This window comes from Actinomycetospora sp. CA-084318 (assembly GCF_050955885.1).
GTDB lineage: Bacteria > Actinomycetota > Actinomycetes > Mycobacteriales > Pseudonocardiaceae > Actinomycetospora.
The window spans coordinates 2,598,496-2,620,752 of the sequence record NZ_CP192098.1; the positions used below are offsets into that span (position 1 = coordinate 2,598,496).

Below are 22,257 nucleotides of genomic sequence, written 5' to 3' on the forward strand. Positions count from 1 at the left end.
TTAGTGCTCACGTGCGAAGCACAGACTGACGTTGTGCCCACCGAAGCCGAACGAGTCGTTCACGGCGGCGTCCAGGGAGACCTTCCGCGCCTCGCCGGAGACCACGTCGAGCTCGACGTCGCCGTCGAGGTCGGTGAGGTTCGCGGTCGGCGGGATCTGGCCCTCCTTCACCGCGAGGATCGTCGCGATCGCCTCCACGGCACCGGCGGCGCCGAGCAGGTGACCGAGCGAGCCCTTGGGCGCGGTGAGCACCGGGTGGTCGCCGATCGCCTTGCGCACCGCGACCGTCTCGGCCACGTCGCCGACCGGGGTCGACGTCGCGTGGCAGTTGACGTGGCCGACGTCGGACGGGTCGAGACCCGCCGTCCGCAGGGCCGCCGCGATGGCGCGGGATTGGCCCGTGCCCTCGGGGTCGGGCGCCGTGATGTGGTACGCGTCGGCGCTGGTGCCGATGCCGGCGAGCCGGCCGTGGATGGTCGCGCCGCGGGCCTGCGCGAACTCGGCGCGCTCCAGCACGACCATGCCCGCGCCCTCGCCGAGCACGAAGCCGTTGCGCTTCGCGTCGAACGGGCGGGAGGCCTGCGTGGGGTCGTCCCAGTCGTGGGCCATGGTGCGGGCCTGGCAGAACCCGGCGAGCGTGATCGGGGCGATGCAGGCCTCGGCCCCACCCGCGACGACGACGTCGACCTCGTCCGCCTGCAGCATCCGCCACGCCCAGGCGATCGCCTCGGCGCCGGAGGCGCAGGCCGACACCGGCGCGTGGATGCCCGCGGCCGCCCCGAACTCGAGCCCGACGTGCGCGGCGGGCCCGTTGGGCATGAGCATCGGGATCGTCAGGACGGCGACCTTGCGCAGGCCCTGCTGCTCGAGCAGGTCGTCCTGGTCGAGCAGGGTGGTCGCCCCGCCGATGCCGGTGCCGATGATGACCGCGAGCCGGAGCCCGTCGACCTTCGGCGAGCCGCCGTCGGTCGAGGGGTAGTCGCCGAGGTCGGCGTGCTCCCAGGCCTGGCGGGCCGCGATGATCGCGACCTGCTCGGACCGGTCGAGCCGCCGGAGCTCGACACGCTTGAGGACCTCGGACGGCTCGACGGCGAGCTGCGAGGCGAAGTCCACCGGCAGCTCGAAGCGCTCGTATCCCTCGGGGAGCGCCCGCGTCCCGCTGGCACCGGCCAGGAGACCGTCCCAGGTGGACTGCACGTCTCCGCCGAGCGGGGTCGTCGCTCCCATCCCGGTGACGACGACCCCCTGGCCGGCGGCGCTCACGAGTGGGAGGAGATGTAGTCGACGGCGTCGGACACCGTGGTGAGCTTCGCGAGCTCGTCGTCGGGAATCTTCACCCCGAACTTGTCCTCGGCCTGCACGGCGATCTCCACCATCGACAGCGAGTCGATGTCGAGGTCGTCGACGAACGACTTCTCCGGGGTGACCTCGGAGGCGTCGACGCCGGCCACCTCCTCCACGATGCTCGCGAGGTCGGGCAGGATCTCTTCCTTGGAAGCCACGAGGCTCCTTTCCTTGGGTGGTGTGTCGGGAGCGAGGCTAGGGGAGGACGACGACCTGGCCGCCGTACGACAGGCCGGCTCCGAACCCGACCAGCAGGGCGACGTCGCCCGACTTCACGCGCCCCGCGGCGCGCATGTGGTCGATCGCCATCGGGATCGACGCGGAGCTGGTGTTGCCGGAGTGCACGATGTCGTCCGCGACGACCATGTCCTCCCGCGCGCCCTCGGAGCGCAGCTTCTTCGCGATCGCCTCGACGATCCGCAGGTTGGCCTGGTGCGGCACGAGGACGTCGATGTCGGCCGGGGTCAGCCCGGCCCGCTCGATCGCCTGCAGGGCGACCGGCGCGATCTTGGTGGTGGCCCAGCGGAAGACCGCCTGGCCTTCCTGGCGCAGGTAGTTCTGCTCGTCGATACCGATCGTCCTGACGAGGTCGCCGGCGGCACCGAGCACGACCGGCCCGACCCCGACCTCCTCGGGCGTCTCGGCCGCCGTCAGCACCGCGGCCCCCGCGGCGTCGGCGAAGATGATGCAGACGCTGCGGTCGTCCATGTCGAGCCAGTCGGTGAGCTTCTCCGACCCGACGACGAGCACGTTGCGGGCACTGCCGGCGCGGATCATGTCGGACCCGACACCCACGCCGTAGCAGAAGCCGGCGCACGCGGCGTTGAGGTCGAACGCCGCGATCCCGTTCACCCCGACGCGGTCGGAGAGCTGCGCCGCCGCGTTCGGGATCGGGGTGGGCATGGTGCAGGTCGCGACGATGACGGCGTCGAGGTCGGTGGGCGCGAGGCCGGCGTCGGCCAGGGCCTTGGACCCGGCGTCGGCGCCCATCGAGACCACCGAGTCGGTGTCGGCGGCGAAGCGGCGCTCGGCGATACCGACGCGGCTGCGGATCCAGGCGTCGTTCGTCTCGACGCGTCGGGCGAGCTCGTCGTTGGTGACGACGCGGTCGGGCTGGGAGCTGCCCAGCCCGATGATGCGGGCCCCGGCGACCGGGGGAGCGGTGCGCAGCGAGGTCACGAGATCCCCCGCAGGGTCTCGACGGCGGACGCGAGGTGCTCGGGGGTGGAGACGTTCACGGTGGCGGTGCCCTTGATCTGGCGCTTGACCATCCCGGTCAGCGTGCCGGCGGGGGTGAGCTCGATCGCAGCGGTGATGCCGCGCTCGCGCAGGGTGTCCATGCAGGCGTCCCACCGCACCGACAGCGTCACCTGCGCGACGAGCCGGTCGAGCATGTCGTCCCCGGAGGTGACGACGGCGCCGTCGGCGTCGGAGAGCAGGGGCGTCGTCGGGTCCGCCGGGGCCAGCTCGCCCCGGTGCTCGGCGACCCAGGAGCCCAGCGCCTTCTCGGCCGGCTCCATGAAGCGGGTGTGGAACGCGCCGGCGACGGCGAGCGGGCGGACCCGCGCGCCTTCCGGCGGCTCGGCGACGAGCGCCTCGATGTCGGCGGTGCGGCCGGCCGCGACGACCTGACCGGCCCCGTTGCGGTTGGCCGGCTCGAGGTCGCGGGAGGCGAGCACGCGCAGCACGTCGTCGGAGTCCCCACCGAGGACCGCCGCCATGCTCGTCGGCTCCACCGCGCACGCGGCGGCCATCTCCCGGCCGCGGACCGCGGCGAGCGCCACGGCACGGTCGGCGTGCAGCACCCCGGCGATCGCGGCGGCGGCGAGCTCGCCGACGGAGTGCCCGGCGACGACGGTGCCCTCCGGCAGGTCGCCCGCCTCGGCGTGCAGCGCCTCCCAGGAGAGCAGGGCGCTCGCGACGAGCAGCGGCTGCGTCACGGCGGTGTCGGCGATCGCGTCCGCGTCGGCCTCGGTGCCGAGGTGCTCCAGGTCGAGCCCCGCGGCCGTGGAGAACTCGGCCAGCCGCTCACGGGCGCCGGGGCGCTCGAGCCACCGCGCGAGCATGCCCGGCTTCTGGGCGCCCTGGCCGGGCGCGAGGATCGCGATCACGGCACGTACTCCATCACGCCCGGGTGTCCGGAAGCAGCTCCTCGGGCCACGAATCCTCTCCCGGGTTCGTTGTCGGGTTCCCACAACGACGCTTCCCGACGACGGCCCGCGCGGCCGGCCAAGAGCGCCGGGGCGGCGGCTCCGGCTCGTGAGCATCGCGCGTCGTCGCTGCTCACGGCGTCGTGTCGGGTTCCGGTGTGGCGCCGCTCGCACGGAGGCGGTCGAGCGCGATGGCCATTCGCAACAACGCCGCACCGCGCGCGTCGCCGGGATGGGAGCCGGTGAGGTCGGCCACTCGCCGCAGCCGGTAGCGCACGGTGTTGGGGTGCACGTAGAGCGTGCGGGCACACGCCTCGAGCACGCCCGCGTGGTCGAGGTAGGACTCGACGGTCTCGGTGAGCGAGCCACCGGCCTCCCGCAGGGGGCGGGCGACCTCCTCGACGAGGGTGGTGGCGGCGGTGCGGTCGCCGGCGAGGACCCGCTCGGGCAGCAGGTCGTCGGCGTCGACCGGGCGGGGCGCGCCGGGCCGGGCGGCGACCGCGCGGTGCCCGGCGAGCGCGCGGGCGGCGGACTCGTGGGCCTCGAGCAGGCCGGGCACCACCGGTCCCGCGACGACCGCGCCGGGGCCGAACGCGTCGGTCAGCGTCAGGACGGCCTTCGACTCCCCGCTGAGGCCGGCGTCGTCGTCGGGAGCCTCGTCCGCGGACATGATCATCAGCAGGTGCCGGCCGTGGGCTCCGAGCAGCACCGCGGCTCCCGCGCGGTACGCGGCCCGACGCACCCCGTGCAGCGGGTCGGGGCCGGAGGGACGGCGCGGGTCGGGGTCCGTGGCGGGCGGGTTGCCGACCAGCACGCGGGCGCGCGCGGCCGGGTCCCAGCCGAGGGCGGCGGCCCGGGAGAGGACGGCGCCGGCGGAGTCGTGATCACCACGGATCACGGCGTCGACCACGAGGGCCTCGAGGCGGGCGTCCCAGGCGCCGCGGGCCTCGGCGGCCGAGGCGTAGACGGTGGCGGCCGCGAAGGCCACCTCGCGGCCGAAGCGCAGGACGGCGGCGACCAGGGTGGCGCGCTCGGAGCGACTGCCGGCCAGCGCCGGGATGCGCTCCTCGAAGACCTCGGTGGCGATGCGGACCAGCTCGACGGTCTGGCGCAGCGTCATCTGCCGGGCGAGGTCGGGCGGGGCGCTGCGGAACGCCTCGGCGGTCAGGCGGGGGGTGGCGTCCGGGTCGCGGAGCCAGGCGACGAAGTTCGCGGCGCCGAGCTGGGTGACCATGAGGACCCCGGCGCGCTGCTGGGCGGTGAGCCGGTCGAACCACGGCAGGCGGGCCGACATCTCGGCCACACCGGCGCCCGCGACGCCGCCCGTGGCGAGTTCGAGGCGCCGGAAGGTGTCGGGGGAGACCCGGGCCATCTCTCACCACACCCTCGTGGTCGACGAACGACGAACGGGGCCCCGACCGGCATCGCGTGCCGGGCGGAGCCCCGTTCGGGTAGACGCGTCTGCGCGCTACTTACAGCGGCGTGACCTGAACGGCCTGCAGGCCCTTCTGGCCCTGCTCGACGTCGAACGAGACGCGCTGCCCCTCGTCCAGGGTCCGGAACCCGCGAGACTGGATCGCCGAGTAGTGGACGAAGACGTCAGCGCCACCACCGTCGGGAGCGAGGAAGCCGAAGCCCTTCTCGCTGTTGAACCACTTGACGGTGCCTTCTGCCATTCCTGCTCCTCATACCGATGTCCCGGGGGTTCGTTCCTCCCCCGGCCTTCGAGCCGCCGCCGGAGCGATGTACTCCAACCGCCGGACCCGCCGGTGGCCCCGTTGGCTACGAGGTGGACCGGGCGGTCGGCGACAGCCTAGCGGGATCCCCGGGGGAGGAATCCAGCCCCGAGCCCCGAAAAGTCACCGCCCGGTCACGGGGCGGCTCCCCGCCGGCGGCCGATCACGCCACCCCGCTGTCGGAGGTCTGCGGCCCGGCGGCCTGCGGGTCGTGGATCTGGTAGCGCGCCGCCGCGTCGCGCACCGTGGACTGGTCGACCTCGCCGCGCCGGGCCAGCGCCGCCAGGACCGCCACGACGACGTTCTCGGCGTCCACCCCGAAGTGCCGGCGGGTGGCCGGCCGGGTGTCGGACAGGCCGAAGCCGTCGGTGCCGAGCGTCGTGTAGTCACCCGGCACCCAGGGGCGGATGAGGTCGGGGACGGCGCGCATCCAGTCGGACACCGCGACGACCGGTCCGGCCGCCTCGGCGAGCGCGGTGGTCACGTACGGCGTGAGCGGTTCGGCCTCGGGGTGGGCCTGGTTGTGCTGCTCGCAGGCCACGCCGTCGCGGCGCAGCTCGCCGTAGGAGGTCGCCGACCACAGGTCGGCCTGCACGCCCCACTCGGTCGCGAGCATCTCCTGGGCCCGCTGCGCCCAGCTCATCGCGACCCCCGAGGCGAGGATCTGCGCCCGCGGCCCGGGCCCGCCGGGGGCCTGGGCGTAGCGGTAGAGCCCGCGCAGGAGCCCGTCGACGTCGACGCCGTCCGGCTCGGCGGGCTGGCGGTAGGGCTCGTTGTAGACGGTGAGGTAGTAGAGGACGTTCGGGTCCCGGCGGGTCGACGCCGAGGCCTCGTGGTCCGGCTCCGCCTCCGGGTGCTCCTGCTCGTCCTGGCCGAACATCCGCGCGAGCCCGTCGCGCACGATGTGCCCGATCTCGAACGCGAACGCCGGGTCGTACGCCACGACGGCGGGGTTCGTCGCCGCGAGCAGGTGCGAGTGCCCGTCGTTGTGCTGCAGGCCCTCGCCGACCAGCGTGGTCCGACCCGCCGTCGCACCGAGCAGGAAGCCGCGGGCCATCTGGTCCGCGGCGGCCCAGATCCCGTCGCCGGTGCGCTGGAAGCCGAACATCGAGTAGAAGATGTAGATCGGGATCATCGGCTCGCCGTGGGTGGCGTACGACGTGCCCACCGCGGTGAACGAGGCGACCGACCCGGCCTCGTTGATGCCCTCGTGCAGCAGCTGCCCGGTCTCGGACTCGCGGTAGGCGAGCAGCTGGTCGGCGTCGACCGAGGTGTAGAGCTGGCCGAGCGGGTTGTAGATCTTGAGGTTCGAGAAGAACGAGTCCATGCCGAACGTGCGGGCCTCGTCGGGAATGATCGGGACGACCCGCTTCCCGATGCCCTCGTCCCGGGTGAGCTCCTTGACGAGCCGGACGAACGCCATCGTCGTGGCGATCTCCTGCTTGCCCGAGCCGCGCTTCACCACGTCGTAGGCCTTGTCGCCGGGCAGCACGAGCGGCTGGTGGCGCAGGCGGCGCTCCGGGGCCGGGCCACCGAGCTGGCGGCGCCGCTCGAGCATGTACTGGATCTCGGGCGCCTCCTTGCCGGGGTGGTAGTAGGGCGGCAGGTAGGGGTCGCGCTCGAGCTCGGCGTCGCTGATCGGGACGCGGACCTCGTCGCGGAAGGTCTTGAGGTCCTGCAGGGTCAGCTTCTTCATCTGGTGGGTCGCGTTGCGGCCCTCGAACGTCGGGCCGAGCGTGTAACCCTTGATCGACTTCGCCAGGATGACCGTCGGGCGGCCCTCGTGCTCCATCGCGGCCTGGTAGGCGGCGTAGACCTTGCGGTAGTCGTGCGCCCCGCGCTTGAGGTTCCAGACGTCGTCGTCGGAGAGGTCGGCGACCAGCTCCTTGGTCCGCGGGTCGCGCCCGAAGAAGTGCTCGCGGACGTAGGCGCCGTCGTTGGCCTTGTAGGTCTGGAAGTCGCCGTCCGGCGTGGTGTTCATCAGGTTGATCAGGGCGCCGTCGCGGTCGGCGTGCAGCAGCCGGTCCCACTCCCGGCCCCAGATCACCTTGACGACGTTCCAGCCCGCGCCGCGGAAGAACGACTCCAGCTCCTGGATGACCTTGCCGTTGCCGTGCACCGGCCCGTCGAGGCGCTGGAGGTTGCAGTTGACGACGAAGGTGAGGTTGTCCAGGCCCTCGGCCGCCGCGACGTGGATCGCGCCGCGCGACTCCGGCTCGTCCATCTCGCCGTCGCCGAGGAACGCCCAGGTGTGCTGCTGGGAGGTGTCCTTGAGGCCGCGGTTGTGCAGGTACTTGTCGAAGCGCGCCTGGAAGATCGCGTTGATCGGGCCGAGGCCCATCGAGACCGTCGGGTGCTCCCAGAACCACGGCATGAGCCGGGGGTGCGGGTAGGACGGCAGGCCGCCGCCGGGACCGGCGTGCGAGAGCTCCTGGCGGAAGCCGTCGAGGTGCTCGGCGCCGAGGCGGCCCTCGAGGAACGCGCGGGCGTAGATGCCGGGGGAGGCGTGGCCCTGGATGTAGACGTGGTCGCCGCCGCCCGGGTGGTCCTTGCCGCGGAAGAACCAGTTGAACCCGACCTCGTAGAGCGACGCCGCGGAGGCGTAGGTCGAGATGTGCCCGCCGACCCCGACGCCGGGTCGCTGGGCCCGGTGCACCATCGCCGCGGCGTTCCACCGGATCCAGGCGCGGTAGCGCCGCTCGGTCTCCTCGTCGCCCGGGAACCACGGCTCCTGGTCGGTGGGGATCGTGTTGACGTAGTCGGTGGAGAACAGCGACGGCACGGCCACGCGACGTTCGCGGGCGCGCTGGAGCAGCTGCAGGATCAGGAACCGCGCCCGCTGCTGGCCGGCGGAGTCGAGCACGCCGTCGAAGGACTCGATCCACTCGGCGGTCTCGTCGGGATCGATGTCGGGCAGGTGCGTGGAGAGCCCGTCACGGATGACGTGCACGCGGTTGTCGGACCGGGAGCCGTTCTGCGCTGACAACTGCTGCCACTCCTCGTACTCGTGGGCCCGCCGCCGATCCGGTGTGACGCGGACGATCGGAACCGATTCTGCCCGTGGGTTCACCACTCGGCCCCTCCATGGTCACCCCGTGTCGCCGCAGCGTCATCTCTACCGGTGGGTAGCGGTGGCGTGTCGAGAACGGCGACGACCCGCCGTCGTCGTGGGCCCCGGCCGCGTGGCTGGTTGCGTCCGGCACCCCGGCCGTGTTCGCTGTGCGTCACGAGGCCCCGGCGGGGCGCTCGCGAGGCGGATCCACCGGGGTGCGCCCACGACACGGAGGAGGGACGGGAGACGTGGTCGCGGCCGCGGGGGACTCCGACGGCAGCCGGAGTGATCTGGCCAGCAAGCTCGGGGTCGAGCCGGGGATGATCGTCCAGGAAGTGGGCTGGGGCTCCGACGTCGACGAGGACGTCCGGTCCGCGATCGAGGAACGCTGCGGCGAGGACCTCCTCGACGAGGACGCCCAGGAGGTCGTGGACGTGGTGCTGATGTGGTGGCGCGACGACGACGGCGATCTCGTCGACGCCCTCATGGACGCCCGTTCACCCCTCGCCGACAACGGCGTGGTCTGGGTCCTCACGCCCAAGACCGGTCACGAGGGGCACGTCGAGCCCTCCGAGATCGCCGAGGCCGCCCCGACCGCTGGGCTCTCCCAGACCTCGAACGTCAACATCTCCGACGGCTGGGTCGGGACGCGTCTGGTCGCGCCCAAGTCGGGGAGCAAGGGACGCCGCTGAACTCGCTAGGGTGGCGCCGGCACCAGCCGGAACACCCTCACGAGGAGACGCACGCGCCATGACGGTCGAGGTCGGATCCCAGGCCCCCGAGTTCACGCTCCCGAACCAGGACCGCGAGGAGGTCTCGCTCGCGGACTACCGCGGGAAGAAGGCCGTCCTCCTGGTCTTCTACCCGTTCGCGTTCTCCGGGATCTGCACCGGGGAGTTCTGCGAGGCCCGCGACGACCTCGCCTCGTACGTGAACGACGACGTCCAGCTCATCGGGGTCTCGTGCGACCCGGCGCCGACCCTGAAGGCCTGGGCCGACCAGGAGGGCTACCGCTTCCCGCTGCTCTCGGACTTCTGGCCGCACGGCGCGGTCGGCGCGAGCTACGGCGTGTTCTCCGCCGACCTGGGCTTCTCGTTCCGCGGCACGTTCCTCATCGACCGGGACGGCGTCGTGCGCTTCGCCGAGCAGAACGGTCCCGGCGAGGCCCGTGACCAGCAGGGCTGGAAGGACGCGATCGAGCAGCTCAAGGCGTCCGCCTGATATTCCCCGTTCCCGACGACGGGCCCCGGGTAGCGTTCCCGGGGCCCGCACGGGGCGCATAGCTCAGCGGTAGAGCGCCGGCCTTACAAGCCGTCGGTCGCAGGTTCGAATCCTGCTGCGCCCACCCTCAGGTCACCACCCGGTGCCGGCCCGCCGGGGCCGCGGGGGTGGCGGTGACGACGGTGGTGGCCTCGGCCGGGGCCTGGGTCGGGGCCTGCGCCTGGGTCGGGGCCTGCGCCTTCGCCTCGGCCCGGCGGGCGTACACGTCGTCGAGCGACCGGCCCTTCGAGCCGCCGATCATCATGATCAGCCCGACGGCGACCACGGCGATCCCGCACATGAGCCAGAGTGTGTCCACGAGGAGTCCCGTCTCGAGGTGAACGGTTCCGACCGTTCTGTCCGTTGTATCCCGATCGTCGACGGGCGGACTGAGGAACCCCTGAGATCCCGGGCGCCGCTCCCTCGAAGGGGATGTCGATCTCCTCCACGAGGAGTACATGGGGCAGGTCCCGTGGCGGCCGGAGCTGCGTGGTGTGCCCCTCGCGTTCGCGCCCCCGCAACCGCCGGGTGGAACACCCCGTGCCGCGTCGGGCACGGTGGGCGCCGTGTACCGCGTCGTCCTCCTGCGCCACGGCGAGACCCACGGCTACCTCGGCGACCTCGGGCTGACCGAGCTCGGCGAGTCCCAGGCCCGCGAGCGGGCGCGGCTGCTCGCGAAGGAGCTGACGGCGGCGCCGGCCGGGACCCGCGTCCGCTTCCCGCACGCCCCGACCGCCCGCGGCACGGCGACCGCGGTGACCCTGCGGGCCACGCTCGTCGAGACCCTGTCCGACGGACACGGCCTGGAGCTCGGCGAGCTGGAGCCCGACGCGCACTTCGACAGCCTGCAGTTCTTCCACGACGGGGCGGCGCGGGAGTCGTCCGGCGTCGCGAAGGAGCGCCGCGCCCTCGATCCGGGCAGCGGCGCCGACCCCGACTGGGCGCTCGAGTTCGACCGCTTCGACTCCGACTACGGCGAGCTCTCGAAGTCCGGCGGCCCGATCGACCGCTGGCTGACCTCCACCACCTTGCGCTTCGAACCGCCGCAGATCGCGGTCTACCGCCTCTGGGCCGGGGTCACCGCGCTCGCGGCCCCCGGCGAGGTCGCGCTGGTCAGCACGCACTCCGGGCCCATGCGGGCGTTCGTCGCGGCCGCCATCGGCCGCGACCCCGGCGAGCCGGAGAACCTCGAGCCCGTCGAGGTCACCCTCGACGGGCGGCTCGCGGAGGTCGTCTTCCGCGAGCACCGCGTGGTGGTCGAGGTGCCCGACCGGCTCCCGCCCTGGATCGCCCCCGGTTACGTCGCGGGGGAGCGCACGTAGTCGGCCAGGTGCTCTCCGGTCAGCGTGGAGCGGGCCGCGACGAGCTCGGCGGGGGGCCCGGTGAAGACGATCTGCCCGCCGTCGTGCCCGGCGCCCGGCCCGAGGTCGATGATCCAGTCGGCGTGCGCCATGACGGCCTGGTGGTGCTCGATCACGATCACCGACGTCCCGCCGTCGACCAGCCGGTCGAGCAACCCGAGCAGCGCCTCGACGTCGGCGAGGTGCAGACCCGTCGTCGGCTCGTCGAGGACGAAGATCCCGCCCTTGGTCCCGAGGTGGTCCGCGAGCTTCAACCGCTGCCGCTCGCCGCCGGAGAGCGTGTTCAACGGCTGCCCGAGCCGCAGGTACCCGAGCCCGACGTCGACGAGGCGGGCCAGCACCTTGTGCGCCGCCGGCAACTTCCCGTCCCCGGAGGCGAAGAACGCCTCCGCCTCCGCCACCGACATCGCGAGGACCTCGCTGATGTCGTGCCCGCCGAACCGGTACTCCAGGACGTCGGCCGAGAACCGCCTGCCCTCGCACACCTCGCAGGTGACGGCGACGGAGGCGATCGGGCCGAGATCGGTGTCGATCACGCCGGCTCCGTTGCAGTTCGGGCACGCCCCCTCGGAGTTCGCGCTGAACAGGGCGGGCTTGACGCCGTTGGCCTTCGCGAACGCCTTGCGGATCGGCTCCAGCAGCCCGGTGTAGGTGGCGGGGTTGCTGCGCCGTGAGCCCCGAATCGGCGTCTGGTCGACGACCTCGACGCCGTCGCGCCCCGCGATCGACCCGGTGACCAGCGAACTCTTGCCCGACCCCGCGACCCCCGTGAGCGCCACGAGCACGCCGAGCGGGACGTCGACGTCCACGTCGCGCAGGTTGTGCGTGTCCGCCCCGCGGATCTCCAGCCGGCCGGTCGGCGTGCGCACCGTGTCCTTCAGGGCCGCCCGGTCGTCGAGGTGCCGCCCGGTGACCGTGCCGCTCGCGCGCAGCCCCTCCACCGTGCCCTCGAACTGGATCGTCCCGCCGTCGGTGCCGGCACCGGGCCCGAGGTCGACCACGTGGTCGGCGATCGCGATGGTCTCCGGCTTGTGCTCCACCACGAGGACGGTGTTGCCCTTGTCGCGCAGCGCGAGCAGCAGCTCGTTCATCCGCGCGATGTCGTGCGGGTGCAGCCCGATCGTCGGCTCGTCGAACACGTAGGTGACGTCGGTCAGGGCGGAGCCGAGGTGGCGGATCATCTTCGTCCGCTGCGCCTCGCCGCCGGAGAGCGTGCCGGACGGGCGCTCCAGGCTCAGGTAGCCGAGCCCGATGCGGACGAACGAGTCGAGCGTGTGCGAGAGCGATTCGACCAGCGGCTTCACCGAGGGTTCGTCGATCCCGCGCACCCATGCGGCCAGGTCGCTGATCTGCATCGCGCCGGCCTCGGCGATGTTCACCCCGCGGATGCGGGACGACCGGGCCGCCGCGGTGAGCCGCGTGCCCTCGCACTCCGGGCAGGTGGTGAAGACGACGGCGCGGTCGACGAAGGCCCGGATGTGCGGCTGCATCGCCTCCCGGTCCTTCGACAGCATCGACTTCTGGATCTTCGGGATGATCCCCTCGTAGGTGAGGTTGATGCCCTCGACCTGGATCTTCGTCGGCTCCCGGTACAGGAGGTCGTGCAGCTCCCGCTGCGTGTACTGCGCGATCGGCTTCGCGGTGTCGAAGAAGCCGCTGCCCTTGAAGATGCGGCCGAACCAGCCGTCCATGCTGTAGCCGGGGATGGTGAACGGGCCCTCGTCCAGCGACTTCGTGGCGTCGTAGAGTGCGCCCAGGTCGAAGTCGGACACCGCGCCGCGGCCCTCGCACCGCGGGCACATGCCACCGGTGATCGAGAACTCGCGGCGCTCCTTGACCTGCTGCCCGTTCTTCGTGGTGGTCACCGCGCCGGCACCGCTGACCGAGGCGACGTTGAACGAGAACGCCTGCGCCGACCCGATGTGCGGCTCGCCGAGGCGGCTGAACAGGATGCGCAGCATCGCGCCCGCATCGGTGGCGGTGCCCACCGTGGAGCGCGGGTCGGCCCCCAATCGCTGCTGGTCGACGATGATCGCCGTGGTCAGCCCGTCGAGGACGTCGACGTCGGGACGCGCGAGCGTAGGCATGAAGCCCTGCACGAACGTCGAGTAGGTCTCGTTGATGAGCCGCTGGGACTCGGCGGCGACCGTGGCGAACACGAGCGAGCTCTTGCCGGAGCCCGACACCCCCGTGAACACGGTGAGGCGGCGCTTGGGCAGGTCGACGTCGACGTCGCGCAGGTTGTTCTCCCGCGCGCCGAGCACGCGGATCCGCTCGTGCGCGTCGGCGGCGTGCCGGCTGTCCGTGCTCATCGTCGTCTCCCTCGCTCGCGGTCCGTCCGACGACTCGACCCGGCCCGCTCCCGGAACGTGACGGGAGACTAGCGACGCCCCCCGACACTCACTCCTGCGTCGGCCGCCAGGCGCCGTGCAGCCCGAGCGGCACCCGGGTCGGGATGTGCACCCGCGCCACGGGGCCCGACGCCGGGTCCGCGTCGGCGGCGACGTCGACCGTGGTCACGACGCGACCCGGGGCGCCTCGTGCGCGCCTGCCCGGACCTCGGCCGTGGCGTGGTCGGGGTACCACATCGTGAACTTCACGGCCGCGACCAGCAGCAACGTCGGCACGACCCAACCGAACGCGTCGACCGTCCCCGGCGCCCACACCACGACCAGCGCGCACAGCACCTGCAGCGCGAACGTGACGGCCCAGACGGCGGTGATCATGACGTTGATCCGCCGGAACAGCGGACTGGACCAGTGTTCGCGCGGCGTGCTCTGCCGGGCGTAGTGCTCGGTGAACGGCCGCCGGACGAGCAGCGAGCCGGTGGCGAGCAGCGTGATGGCCACGCCCGAGATCAGCGACGCGTGGTCCTCGAGCCACTGGAGCCGACCACGCTCGAGGACCAGGGCGAGGACCGACAGGGCGCCGAAGAAGGCCGCCCCACCCGCGTCGAGCACGCCGACCTCGCCGCTGCGCCGCCAGTCGGGGACGGCGAGGACGAGGGTGATGACCAGCGCCGTCGGTGCCGCCCACTGCCACGTGGAGGGTCCGGAGAGCGCGCTGAACGCGATCCACGGGACGAACCCGAGGACGATCGACATCTTCTGCACCGGAACTCCTCGCTGTGCCGATCGGGCCGCCGAGGCCGGACCCGTCCGCCGACTCTGCCACTCAGCGTGACGACGACGACAGGTCTGAGACGGAACCGTGACGAACGGACAGTCAGAGGTCGTCGGATCGTCACGCTGAGCGCACGGAGCGGGCGTCCGCGTAGGCTCGACGACGTGCCACCCGCCGGGACGTCCTGAGTGTCGCGACCGAGCACCGGTGGTGGCGCCGTCTTCACCGCGGCGTCCGTGAGCCTCGTGGCGGTCTGTGGCGCCGCCGGTGTGCCGGCCCCGCTCTACGTCGTCTACGAGCAGACCTACGGCCTGCCGCCGGTGGCACTGACCGGCGCCTTCGCGATCTACATCGTCCCGCTGCTCGTCGCGCTGCTCTGCTGCGGCAGCCTCTCCGACCACCTCGGGCGCAAACGGGTCGCCGTTCCCGCGATCCTCATCGGCGCGGTCGCGGCCCTCGTCCTGACGACGGTCGACTCGGCGGCGCCGCTCATCCTCGGTCGGGCGATCCAGGGGCTCTCGGTGGGGCTCGCGCTGAGTGCCCTCGGGGCCTTCGTCGTGGACCTGGTGCCCCCGTCCCGCCCCGGGCTCGCGGGCGCGGTGACGAGCGGGGCACCGCCCGGCGGCATCGCGCTCGGGGCGCTCGCCTCCGGCACGGCGGTCCAGCTCGCGCCCGCGTCGGCGCCCGTCGGGGCGTTCGTCGGGACGGCCGCCCTGCTCGCTGCGGCGGCGGTGACCGTCGCGCTGCTGCCCGAGACGGTCGCCCGGCGCCCGGGCGCCGGGCGCTCGCTGCGCCCCGTCGTCCGGGTCCCACGCAGCGTGCGCCCCGTCTTCGGGGCGGTCTGCCTGCTCGTGGCCGCGACCTACGTGCTCGGCGGCTTCCAGCAGGCCCTGGCGCCCTCGCTGGCCGTGTCGGTGCTCGGGCGGGAGGACCTGTTCAGCGGTGCCCTCGCGGTGGCCGTCTACCACCTCGCCGGCCCGACGGCGGGCCTCGCGGCCAACCGGCTGCGCGCCACCCACGCCCTGGTCGGCGGCGCCGCGGTCCTGGCGACCGGGACGGCCGGCTTCGTCGTCGCGATCGCGGTGGGCAGCTTCGGCGCCTACCTGGCGGCGGCGGTCGTGGCCGGTGCCGGGTTCGGGATCGCGTTCGCCGGCGCGATGCGGGTGCTGCTCGACCGCAGCCCGGCCGGGGCCCACGCCGGGACCCTCTCGGCCATCTACCTGTTCTGCTACCTCGCCGCGGCCGTCTCGAGCCTGTTGGCCGGGGTGGCGGTGGAGGTCTGGGGGCTGGCCGCGGTCGCCTCGGTGCTCTGCGGCGTCGTCGTCGTGCTGGTCGGGGCCGGCACGGCGGGCTCGGTGCTGCGGATGCGGCCGGCGACCTGACCCGATCAGGCGTCCCCCGAGAGGCCGCCGACCTGTCACGCTGCGCCGGGTGAGCGAGAAGATCGCCGACCACTACGGCCGGCTCGCGGCGACCTACGACGACCACTGGACCTACGATCCGGAGTACGTCCGGGCCTTCACGCGTGCCATGTCCGGGGCCCTGCGGCTGCACCCGGGGGACGCGATCGTCGACGTCGGGTGCGGGACCGGGCTCTACACCCGCCAGCTCGCCGACGACGTGGCGCCGTTGCGTCCGATCGTCTGCGTCGACCCGAGCGCCGCCATGCTCGACCAGGTGCCGTCCTCGCGGTCGCTGCGCCCCGTGCTCGCGAGTGCCGAGGACGTCGCCTCGGGCCGGGTGTCGCTGCCCGTCCCGGGCCCGGTCGACGCCGTGCTGGTCAAGGAGGCGATCCACCACGTGTCCGACCGCGCGGGCACCCTGCGCGGCCTGGCCGGGCTGCTCTCCGATCACGGCCGGCTCCTGGTGGTCATGCTCCCGACGACGATCCCGCACCCGCTGTTCGCGGCCGCGCACGAGCGCTTCGAGCAGCTCCAGCCCGATCCCGCGGAGATCGAGGAGGCCCTCGTCGCCGCGGGCCTGCGGACGACGCTGACCCACCGGACCTTCCACGTGGCGATCGACCGCGAGCGGTACGTGCGGATGCTGGAATCGCGCTACATGTCCGTGCTCGGCGAGTTCTCCGAGGAGGAGCTCGCCGAGGGGATCGCCCAGTTCCGCCACGCCTACCGGGAGGACCCGGTGCTGCGCTTCGACGACCACTTCGTCTTCCTGCGGGGCACGGTCCCGCCGGCCTGACGCGTCAGGGGCGGACCTCGACAGCGGCCGCGCCGACTGGCAGGTTCCCCGAGAGATCAGCTCCTGCGCATGGATGCGGATCGCGACGGACGGGAGCGAGCCGATGCCCCTCTACGCCTACCGGTGCGAGACGGACGGCGCCGTCGAGGTGACGGCCCCGATGGGCAGCGCGCCGGCGACGACCGCCTGCCCGGCCTGCGGCACGGCGGCCGTCCGCGTCATGACGGCGCCGCGGCTCGGCGGCACCCGGCGGGCCGAGCGGGCCGCGATCGACCGGGCCGAGGCGTCGCGGACCGAGCCGACGGTGGTCTCGTCGCCACCCCCGCGTCCGGCCGGTCGCCCGGCGCCGCGCCTCGACCCGCGCACCGCGAAGCTGCCCCGGCCCTGAGCGGCCCCCGTACCCCCGCACGACCCCGCTCCGAGGGAGAGACCCGATGCCCCAGCAGGTGTTCCCGCTCGACAGCACGAAGGCCTTCACCGACCAGCAGAAGGTCGGCCACAACCGCTGGCACCCCGACATCCCCGCGCAGGTGCACGTCAAGCCGGGCGACTCGTTCCGGGTGGACTGCCGGGAGTGGTTCGACGGCGCGATCCACAACGACGACTCGGCCGACGACATCCTGAACGCCCCGCTCAACGGCGTGCACGTCCTGTCCGGCCCGATCGCCGTCGAGGGGGCGCAGCCGGGCGACCTGCTGATCGTCGACATCCTCGACGTCGGGCCGATCCCGCAGGAGGACTCCGGCCCGCTCGCCGGCCAGGGCTGGGGCTACACGGGGGTGTTCGCGAAGTCCAACGGCGGCGGCTTCCTCACCGACCAGTTCCCGGACGCCTACAAGGTGATCTGGGACTTCCGGGGCGGCAAGGCCACCTCGCGCCACGTCCCGCACGTCGAGTTCACCGGCATCGTCCACCCCGGCCTCATGGGCACCGCCCCGTCGCACGACCTGCTGCGGCGCTGGAACGCCCGCGAGCAGGCGCTGATCGACACGAACCCGGGCGCCGTGCCGCCGCTGGCCCTGCCGCCGCAGCCCGACTCGGCCATCCTCGGGTCGCTGACCGGCGCCGACTACGAGCGCACACGCAACGAGGCCGCCCGCACCGCGCCGCCCCGCGAGAACGGCGGCAACCAGGACATCAAGAACTTCACGAAGGGCAGCCGGGTGTTCTACCCGGTGTTCGTCGACGGCGCGAACCTCTCGATGGGCGACCTGCACTTCTCCCAGGGCGACGGCGAGATCACCTTCTGCGGCGCGATCGAGATGGGCGGGTTCATCGACCTGCACGTCGACCTGATCAAGGGCGGCATGGAGACCTACGGCGTCTCCGAGAACGCGATCTTCATCCCGGGCAACACCGACCCGCAGTACAGCGAGTGGATCGCCTTCTCCGGCACGTCGGTGACCCTCGACGGCGAGCAGCGCTACCTCGACTCGCACCTGTCCTACCAGCGGGCGTGCCTGCACGCGATCGACTACCTGACGACGTTCGGGTACTCGCCGATCCAGGCGTACATGATCCTCGGGGCGGCCCCCATCGAGGGCCGGCTCTCGGGCGTCGTCGACATCCCGAACTCGTGCTCGACGGTCTACCTGCCGACCGGGATCTTCGACTTCGACGTGAAGCCCGGGGCGAACGGACCGACGCGGATCGACCCGGGTCAGGGCGTGCCGATGAGCCGGGGCTGAGCGGTCAGGACAGCACCGTCAGGTCCCCGGTGCGGGCGAGCTCCCCGAAGAGCTCCGCGCTGCGCCGGGGCACGCGGCGCAGCCCGTCGGCCCGGTCGATCCCGACGAGGCCGAAGGTCGGCCGGTAGCCGACGGCCCACTCGAAGTTGTCGAACGAGGACCAGTACAGGTAGCCGCGCACGTCGACGCCGTCGGCGAGCGCCTGTCCCACCTCGGCGAGGTGGGAGGCGAGATATCGCACCCGCTGGTCGTCGTCCGTGGTCGCGATCCCGTTCTCGGTCACGACGACGGGCAGCCCGGCCTCGGCGATCCGGCGCAGCACCGCCCCGAAGCCCGCCGGGTACACCTCCCAGCCCATCAGCGTGGTCTCCGCCCCCTCGGGCGGGCCGGCGGTGAGGTCCGGCGACGTCGCGTCGATCAGGGCGCGCGAGTAGTACTGCAGCCCGACGAAGTCCCCGACGTCCCCGCCGGCCCGCAGGTCGTCGAGGTGGGTGTCGACCATGACCATGCGGGCCGCCGCCGTGGCGCCTTCGTCGGCCTCGTCGCCCGGGCGCAGCGGCTCGAGGTGCGGCAGGTGCAGGCACGTCCCGAGCTGCGCCGAGCCCGGCCCGGCCCGCAGCACCTCGACCGCGCGCCGGTGGGCCTGCGCGAGCACGCCGTTGACGGTGACGGCCTCGGTGAGGTCGCGGTGCCCGGGCGGGAACTGCCCCGACAGGTAGCACTCCCGCGCGACGATCTGCGGCTCGTTGACCGTGCAGACGTACGGCATGCGGTCCCCGAGCGCCGCCGCCACCCGCTGGACGTAGCGCGCGAACACGTCGAGGGCGTCCAGTGCGAGCCAGCCGCCCCGGGCGGCGAACCAGCGCGGCAGCGTGAAGTGGTGCAGCGTCACGAAGGCCGTGAGGCCGTGCCGGGCGAGGGAGTCGAGCACGCGGGCGTAGTGGTCCAGGGCCGCCGCCGAGAACTCGCCCTCGGCCGGCTCGATGCGCGACCACTCGAGCGAGAACCGGTGGGCGTTCTGGCCGAGGGACGCCAGCAGGGCGAAGTCGTCGTCGTAGCGGTGGTAGTGGTCGACCGCATCGCCCGAGGGCTCGACGCAGGGGGACGACGGGTCGTGCTCCCAGTCCCACCAGTCGTTGTTCGTGTTGTTGCCCTCGACCTGGTGGCTGGCGGTCGCGCTGCCCCAGTGGAACCCCGGCGGGAAGATCGGCACGGTCGACACCCTGGCAGGTGGCCTGCGGCCCCGTGAGTACTTTTCCGTGTCAGGACACGGATTTGTACTCACAGGGCGGAGCCACCTCGTGATCGAGCCGTACACCGCGGTCGGGCTGATCCCGACGTTCTGGGGCATCCGCGAGCGCGCCGACATCGCGCACAACCTGGAGCACCTGGAGAGCCTGACGACGGCCGCCTTCTGGCTGTCGAACCTCGACGTCCCGGTGAAGCTGCTGGTGATCCCGGAGGGCGCCCTGCAGGGGTTCAACGACGAGATCCTCGACGTCGACCACGTCGACTTCGCCCACCACTGCGCCATCGACCTGCCGGGCCCGGAGACCGAGCGGCTCGGGCGGCTGGCGTCGCGCTGGGGCGTGTGGATCATGGCGCAGGCGAAGGTGCGGCACCCCGAGTGGCCCGACCTGTTCTTCAACGCGGGCTTCGTGCTCTCGCCCGACGAGGAGCTCGTGCTCGTCCACTACAAGCTCAACGCGCTGCTGCCGGTGGAGCGGTCGGTCTCGCCGCACGACCTCTTCGACTGGTGGGTCGACCGGTACGGCCGGACCCTCGACGCCTTCTGGCCGGTGGCCGACACCCCGATCGGGCGGCTCGGCGTCATGATGGCGATGGAGGGCTGCTACCCGGAGAACGGGCGCGGCCTCGCGCTCAACGGGGCCGAGGTGGTCTACCGCGCCTCGCTGCCGGTGCCGTTCACCGAGAACGACGTCTTCGAGATCACCAACCGCGCACGGGCGCTGGAGAACAACTTCTACGTCGTCGCGCCCAACATCGGCGGCTACCACCTGCACCGGGAGAGCCCGACCCCGATCGACGCCGGCGGCGGGGCCTCGATGATCGTGAACCACCGCGGGCAGATCGTCGGGAAGCAGTTCGACACCAACGGCTCGACCTTCGTCAGCGGCGTCGTCGACATCGAGGCGCTGCGCCACCACCGGGCGTCCGCGCAGATCAGCAGCTGGGCCAAGGACATCCGCGCCGAGCTCGCGCAGATCGTCTACGAGCAGCCGATCTACCCGAAGAACCTCTACCTCGACCGCACGCCCCCGCACCACGAGGAGTACCGCCGCGAGATCCTCGCCCGGCAGGTCGAGCTGATGCAGGAACGAGGAGCTTGGCGTCGTCCGGGGTGAGGGTGGCTCACGACCGGGGCGGGTCCACGTCCAGATAGCCGCGGATCGCGTCGCGCAGGAGGTCGACGACGGGCCGGCCCTCCTCGATCGCCCGGATGTGCAGCTCGTCGCGCAGCGCCCGGGGCACGCGCCCGGAGAGGTAGACCAGCTCCTGGCGGGTGCGTCCGGAGCCCTGGTGCTGCCGTCGGCCCGCGGTGGGCATCAGCGGGCTGGGGGAGGGGGCCAGCATCGAGTTCGGCTCGGGACGACGGCGCTCGGTCGGCCCCCGACGACGGGCCTGGCCCGGGTCGGGCGCGGTCCGGCCGGACGGCGGCGTCGCGCGGGGCTCAGACGGCGGCATCGAGCCGGACCTCCAGCTGGTCGGCGAGGGTGGAGAAGATCTCGACGAGCGGCCGGGCCGGGGCGCCGCGGGCCCGCAGGGGCTGGGCGGCGTCGATGGCCTCGGCGAGCACCGCACGGGACGGGACGGGCGGCGACCAGACCAGGTCGCCGAAGGTGTCGGCCACCGAATCGGTGTGCCAGGCGTGCAGGCCGCGTCGCCGGTCGTGCTCGTTGACGATCACGCCCGACACCGCGAGCTCGGGGCGTCCGAGGTGGCGGCGGTAGGCGGCGACGAAGTCCCGGACGCGGATGGCGCCCTGCAGGTGGTCGAACTCCGGACGCAGCACGAGCACCACGGTGTCGGCCGCGGCCAGCCCGAGCTGGGTGAGGTGCCCGAGGGACGGCGGGCAGTCCAGGAGGGTCACGTCGTAGTCCTCGGCGACGCCGGTGAGGGCGACGTCGAGGCGCTCGTGCGAGCCGAGCTGGCCCGCCTCGGCGACCCGCGCCTCGAGGTCGTAGCGGGCGGGCACGAGATCGATGCGTCCGGCGAGGTCGGCCGGCTCCCACCGGCAGCCGACCAGGGCGTCCGCGGCGCAGCCCTTCTGGTTCGCCGCGACCACCTCGGCCGCGGTCACCATGTCGGCGAGGTCGGCCTCGCCGTAGCCCAGGCGGCGGGACAGGTTGGCCTGCGGGTCGAGGTCGACGGCCAGCACCCGGCGGCCCCGGCCGGCGAGGGCCTCCGCGAGGTGGGCGATGGCGGTCGTCTTGCCCGCGCCGCCCTTGTTGTTGGCCACCGCCACCCGCATCGCGCTCCACCCCCGCTCCGCGCGTTCCCCGAGCTCCCCGACCGGCGCGCCTGCGCGGAGCAGCGGTGCCGACGATGCACAGTGACACCCACGCACGCGTGCTCACAAGCACTCCTGCACACGTGCACGTGTGCACACGGTCGGCTAGGTCATGTGGGTCAATCAGCGCTGGTGAACGGCGCTGAAGCGAGCCGATCGGCACAGGGCGTGCGGGTGAATCGCTTGCGCCGCTTCGTTTCCCGGGCACCTGCACCGTCGTGCGGCCCTTCCGGACGAACCCGTGGCCGCCTATGGTCCAGCGACACCGATCGCCGCACCGACGCCGCCGGGCTCCGCCCCGCCGCCGGGCGATCCGGGTGCCGCGACCACGTCATCGCCCCCGGGCGACGCGACGATGCCGCCTGCGCGGGGACGAGGGGGAGCTGTGATGGTGATGAGGCCGGCCGGCCGCACCGCCTCCGGGGCACCACGCGCGGTCCGGGGGTGTGGACGGGCTGACGTCGACCGTCGTCGACCATCCGATCGGCGCCGTGATCCGGCTGTCGGGCGGACTGCGGGCGGGCACCGCCCGGGTGCTGCGGGAGGCCGTCGAGGGTGCGCTCGACGGCGGGTCGACGGCGATCGTGCTCGACCTGACCGACGTCGTCGCGGAGGACGACCTCGGCCTCTGGGTGATCCCGGCCGTCGCCGGTGACGCCCACGCCCGGGGCGTCGCATTCACCGTGTGCGCCCCGAAGCGCGGTCTGCGTATCCGGCTGCGCCGCCTCGGTGGGCGGCCGTTCGACCTCACGGACTCCCGCCCGGCCGGTCTTTAGCGGAGCGATGGCGAGAGCACTGCTCTTGTGTCTCTG

General features: G+C 73.0%; 22 protein-coding genes and 1 tRNA gene. 10 read left to right on the forward strand and 13 right to left on the reverse strand.

The genetic code is table 11. The features are described from left to right. The 7 genes from ACQPYX_RS12660 to aceE form a co-directional block, all read right to left on the reverse strand. On the reverse strand, positions 1 to 1,263 hold the full coding sequence (locus ACQPYX_RS12660; protein WP_433803267.1) for a beta-ketoacyl-[acyl-carrier-protein] synthase family protein: 1,263 nt from the start codon (positions 1,261 to 1,263) through the stop codon (positions 1 to 3). Next, complete coding sequence (locus ACQPYX_RS12665; protein WP_018331414.1) at positions 1,260 to 1,502, reverse strand: acyl carrier protein; 243 nt, start codon at positions 1,500 to 1,502, stop codon at positions 1,260 to 1,262. The genes ACQPYX_RS12660 and ACQPYX_RS12665 overlap by 4 nt, the downstream gene beginning before the upstream one ends. Positions 1,503 to 1,539: 37 nt before the next feature. After that, the gene (locus tag ACQPYX_RS12670; RefSeq protein WP_433803268.1) at positions 1,540 to 2,523 is read right to left on the reverse strand and encodes a beta-ketoacyl-ACP synthase III; all 984 of its coding nucleotides are present in this window, start codon (positions 2,521 to 2,523) and stop codon (positions 1,540 to 1,542) included. Next, on the reverse strand, positions 2,520 to 3,455 hold the full coding sequence (locus ACQPYX_RS12675; protein WP_433803269.1) for an ACP S-malonyltransferase: 936 nt from the start codon (positions 3,453 to 3,455) through the stop codon (positions 2,520 to 2,522). Before ACQPYX_RS12675 ends, ACQPYX_RS12670 begins: the two co-directional genes overlap by 4 nt. Positions 3,456 to 3,627: 172 nt before the next feature. Continuing rightward, positions 3,628 to 4,866, reverse strand: a complete 1,239-nt coding sequence (locus ACQPYX_RS12680; protein ID WP_433803270.1) for a PucR family transcriptional regulator — start codon at positions 4,864 to 4,866, stop codon at positions 3,628 to 3,630. Between the two features lie 100 nt (positions 4,867 to 4,966). Then, positions 4,967 to 5,170 (reverse strand): cold-shock protein, encoded by a 204-nt coding sequence (locus tag ACQPYX_RS12685; protein WP_018331418.1) that lies wholly within the window; start codon positions 5,168 to 5,170, stop codon positions 4,967 to 4,969. A 223-nt stretch (positions 5,171 to 5,393) separates the two neighbouring features. Further along, a complete protein-coding gene (gene aceE, locus ACQPYX_RS12690) occupies positions 5,394 to 8,216 on the reverse strand; it encodes a pyruvate dehydrogenase (acetyl-transferring), homodimeric type (protein WP_433803271.1) in 2,823 nt (940 codons plus the stop codon). Positions 8,217 to 8,530: 314 nt separating this feature from the next. Here aceE and ACQPYX_RS12695 point away from each other — a divergent pair, with 314 nt between their 5' ends. From ACQPYX_RS12695 to ACQPYX_RS12705, 3 genes are all read left to right on the forward strand, one after another. Then, the gene (locus ACQPYX_RS12695) at positions 8,531 to 8,974 is read left to right on the forward strand and encodes a DUF3052 domain-containing protein (protein WP_433803272.1); all 444 of its coding nucleotides are present in this window, start codon (positions 8,531 to 8,533) and stop codon (positions 8,972 to 8,974) included. Between the two features lie 58 nt (positions 8,975 to 9,032). After that, on the forward strand, positions 9,033 to 9,503 hold the full coding sequence (locus ACQPYX_RS12700; protein ID WP_433803273.1) for a peroxiredoxin: 471 nt from the start codon (positions 9,033 to 9,035) through the stop codon (positions 9,501 to 9,503). Positions 9,504 to 9,555: 52 nt separating this feature from the next. Beyond that, positions 9,556 to 9,627: transfer RNA gene (locus ACQPYX_RS12705), tRNA-Val, on the forward strand. Between the two features lie 3 nt (positions 9,628 to 9,630). On the opposite strand, the gene ACQPYX_RS12710 is transcribed toward ACQPYX_RS12705, so the two are convergent. Continuing rightward, complete coding sequence (locus ACQPYX_RS12710) at positions 9,631 to 9,861, reverse strand: hypothetical protein (protein ID WP_433803274.1); 231 nt, start codon at positions 9,859 to 9,861, stop codon at positions 9,631 to 9,633. Positions 9,862 to 10,108: 247 nt separating this feature from the next. Here ACQPYX_RS12710 and ACQPYX_RS12715 point away from each other — a divergent pair, with 247 nt between their 5' ends. Beyond that, positions 10,109 to 10,864, forward strand: coding sequence for a histidine phosphatase family protein (locus tag ACQPYX_RS12715; RefSeq protein WP_433803275.1), 756 nt, complete (start codon positions 10,109 to 10,111; stop codon positions 10,862 to 10,864). Here the strand turns inward: ACQPYX_RS12715 and ACQPYX_RS12720 are convergent. Together ACQPYX_RS12720 and ACQPYX_RS12725 are read right to left on the reverse strand one after the other, a co-directional pair. Then, entirely contained in the window at positions 10,840 to 13,215 is a 2,376-nt protein-coding gene (locus ACQPYX_RS12720) for an ATP-binding cassette domain-containing protein (protein WP_433803276.1), read from the reverse strand. The two genes, ACQPYX_RS12715 and ACQPYX_RS12720, sit on opposite strands and share 25 nt — an antisense overlap. 204 nt (positions 13,216 to 13,419) lie before the next feature. Beyond that, positions 13,420 to 14,016, reverse strand: coding sequence for a hypothetical protein (locus ACQPYX_RS12725; protein ID WP_433803277.1), 597 nt, complete (start codon positions 14,014 to 14,016; stop codon positions 13,420 to 13,422). Between the two features lie 198 nt (positions 14,017 to 14,214). On the opposite strand from ACQPYX_RS12725, the gene ACQPYX_RS12730 reads away from it, so the two are divergent. From ACQPYX_RS12730 to fmdA, 4 genes are all read left to right on the forward strand, one after another. Further along, complete coding sequence (locus ACQPYX_RS12730) at positions 14,215 to 15,408, forward strand: MFS transporter (RefSeq protein WP_433803278.1); 1,194 nt, start codon at positions 14,215 to 14,217, stop codon at positions 15,406 to 15,408. Between the two features lie 49 nt (positions 15,409 to 15,457). Beyond that, entirely contained in the window at positions 15,458 to 16,225 is a 768-nt protein-coding gene (locus ACQPYX_RS12735) for a class I SAM-dependent methyltransferase (protein WP_433803279.1), read from the forward strand. Between the two features lie 103 nt (positions 16,226 to 16,328). Then, on the forward strand, positions 16,329 to 16,613 hold the full coding sequence (locus tag ACQPYX_RS12740) for an FmdB family zinc ribbon protein (RefSeq protein ID WP_433803280.1): 285 nt from the start codon (positions 16,329 to 16,331) through the stop codon (positions 16,611 to 16,613). A gap of 46 nt (positions 16,614 to 16,659) precedes the next feature. Beyond that, positions 16,660 to 17,913 carry a formamidase gene (gene fmdA, locus ACQPYX_RS12745; RefSeq protein ID WP_433803281.1) on the forward strand — a complete coding sequence of 418 codons (1,254 nt, stop codon included), beginning with the start codon at positions 16,660 to 16,662 and terminating at the stop codon, positions 17,911 to 17,913. Positions 17,914 to 17,917: 4 nt separating this feature from the next. Here the strand turns inward: fmdA and ACQPYX_RS12750 are convergent, their stop codons facing one another. Further along, complete coding sequence (locus ACQPYX_RS12750; RefSeq protein WP_433803282.1) at positions 17,918 to 19,126, reverse strand: glycoside hydrolase family 1 protein; 1,209 nt, start codon at positions 19,124 to 19,126, stop codon at positions 17,918 to 17,920. Positions 19,127 to 19,214: 88 nt separating this feature from the next. Between ACQPYX_RS12750 and ACQPYX_RS12755 the strand changes: the two genes are divergently transcribed. Further along, complete coding sequence (locus ACQPYX_RS12755; protein ID WP_433803283.1) at positions 19,215 to 20,279, forward strand: nitrilase-related carbon-nitrogen hydrolase; 1,065 nt, start codon at positions 19,215 to 19,217, stop codon at positions 20,277 to 20,279. Positions 20,280 to 20,286: 7 nt separating this feature from the next. On the opposite strand, the gene ACQPYX_RS12760 is transcribed toward ACQPYX_RS12755, so the two are convergent. Together ACQPYX_RS12760 and ACQPYX_RS12765 are read right to left on the reverse strand one after the other, a co-directional pair. After that, on the reverse strand, positions 20,287 to 20,619 hold the full coding sequence (locus ACQPYX_RS12760; RefSeq protein ID WP_433803284.1) for a hypothetical protein: 333 nt from the start codon (positions 20,617 to 20,619) through the stop codon (positions 20,287 to 20,289). Further along, the gene (locus ACQPYX_RS12765) at positions 20,606 to 21,406 is read right to left on the reverse strand and encodes a ParA family protein (RefSeq protein ID WP_433803285.1); all 801 of its coding nucleotides are present in this window, start codon (positions 21,404 to 21,406) and stop codon (positions 20,606 to 20,608) included. The genes ACQPYX_RS12760 and ACQPYX_RS12765 overlap by 14 nt, the downstream gene beginning before the upstream one ends. A gap of 485 nt (positions 21,407 to 21,891) precedes the next feature. Between ACQPYX_RS12765 and ACQPYX_RS12770 the strand changes: the two genes are divergently transcribed. Continuing rightward, positions 21,892 to 22,221: an STAS domain-containing protein gene (locus tag ACQPYX_RS12770; protein ID WP_433803286.1), complete on the forward strand. Its 330-nt coding sequence runs from the start codon at positions 21,892 to 21,894 to the stop codon at positions 22,219 to 22,221. The last annotated feature ends 36 nt before the right edge of the window (positions 22,222 to 22,257 follow it).

What these genes read in the sequence shown, in the direction of transcription:
- ACQPYX_RS12680 (WP_433803270.1), bottom strand. Translation starts at nt 4,866, where the DNA reads ATGGCCCGGGTCTCCCCCGACACCTTCCGGCGCCTCGAACTCGCCACG.
- ACQPYX_RS12685 (WP_018331418.1), bottom strand. Translation starts at nt 5,170, where the DNA reads ATGGCAGAAGGCACCGTCAAGTGGTTCAACAGCGAGAAGGGCTTCGGC.
- ACQPYX_RS12700 (WP_433803273.1), top strand. Translation starts at nt 9,033, where the DNA reads ATGACGGTCGAGGTCGGATCCCAGGCCCCCGAGTTCACGCTCCCGAAC.
- ACQPYX_RS12720 (WP_433803276.1), bottom strand. Translation starts at nt 13,215, where the DNA reads ATGAGCACGGACAGCCGGCACGCCGCCGACGCGCACGAGCGGATCCGC.
- ACQPYX_RS12740 (WP_433803280.1), top strand. Translation starts at nt 16,329, where the DNA reads ATGCCCCTCTACGCCTACCGGTGCGAGACGGACGGCGCCGTCGAGGTG.
- fmdA (WP_433803281.1), top strand. Translation starts at nt 16,660, where the DNA reads ATGCCCCAGCAGGTGTTCCCGCTCGACAGCACGAAGGCCTTCACCGAC.
- ACQPYX_RS12760 (WP_433803284.1), bottom strand. Translation starts at nt 20,619, where the DNA reads ATGCCGCCGTCTGAGCCCCGCGCGACGCCGCCGTCCGGCCGGACCGCG.
- ACQPYX_RS12765 (WP_433803285.1), bottom strand. Translation starts at nt 21,406, where the DNA reads ATGCGGGTGGCGGTGGCCAACAACAAGGGCGGCGCGGGCAAGACGACC.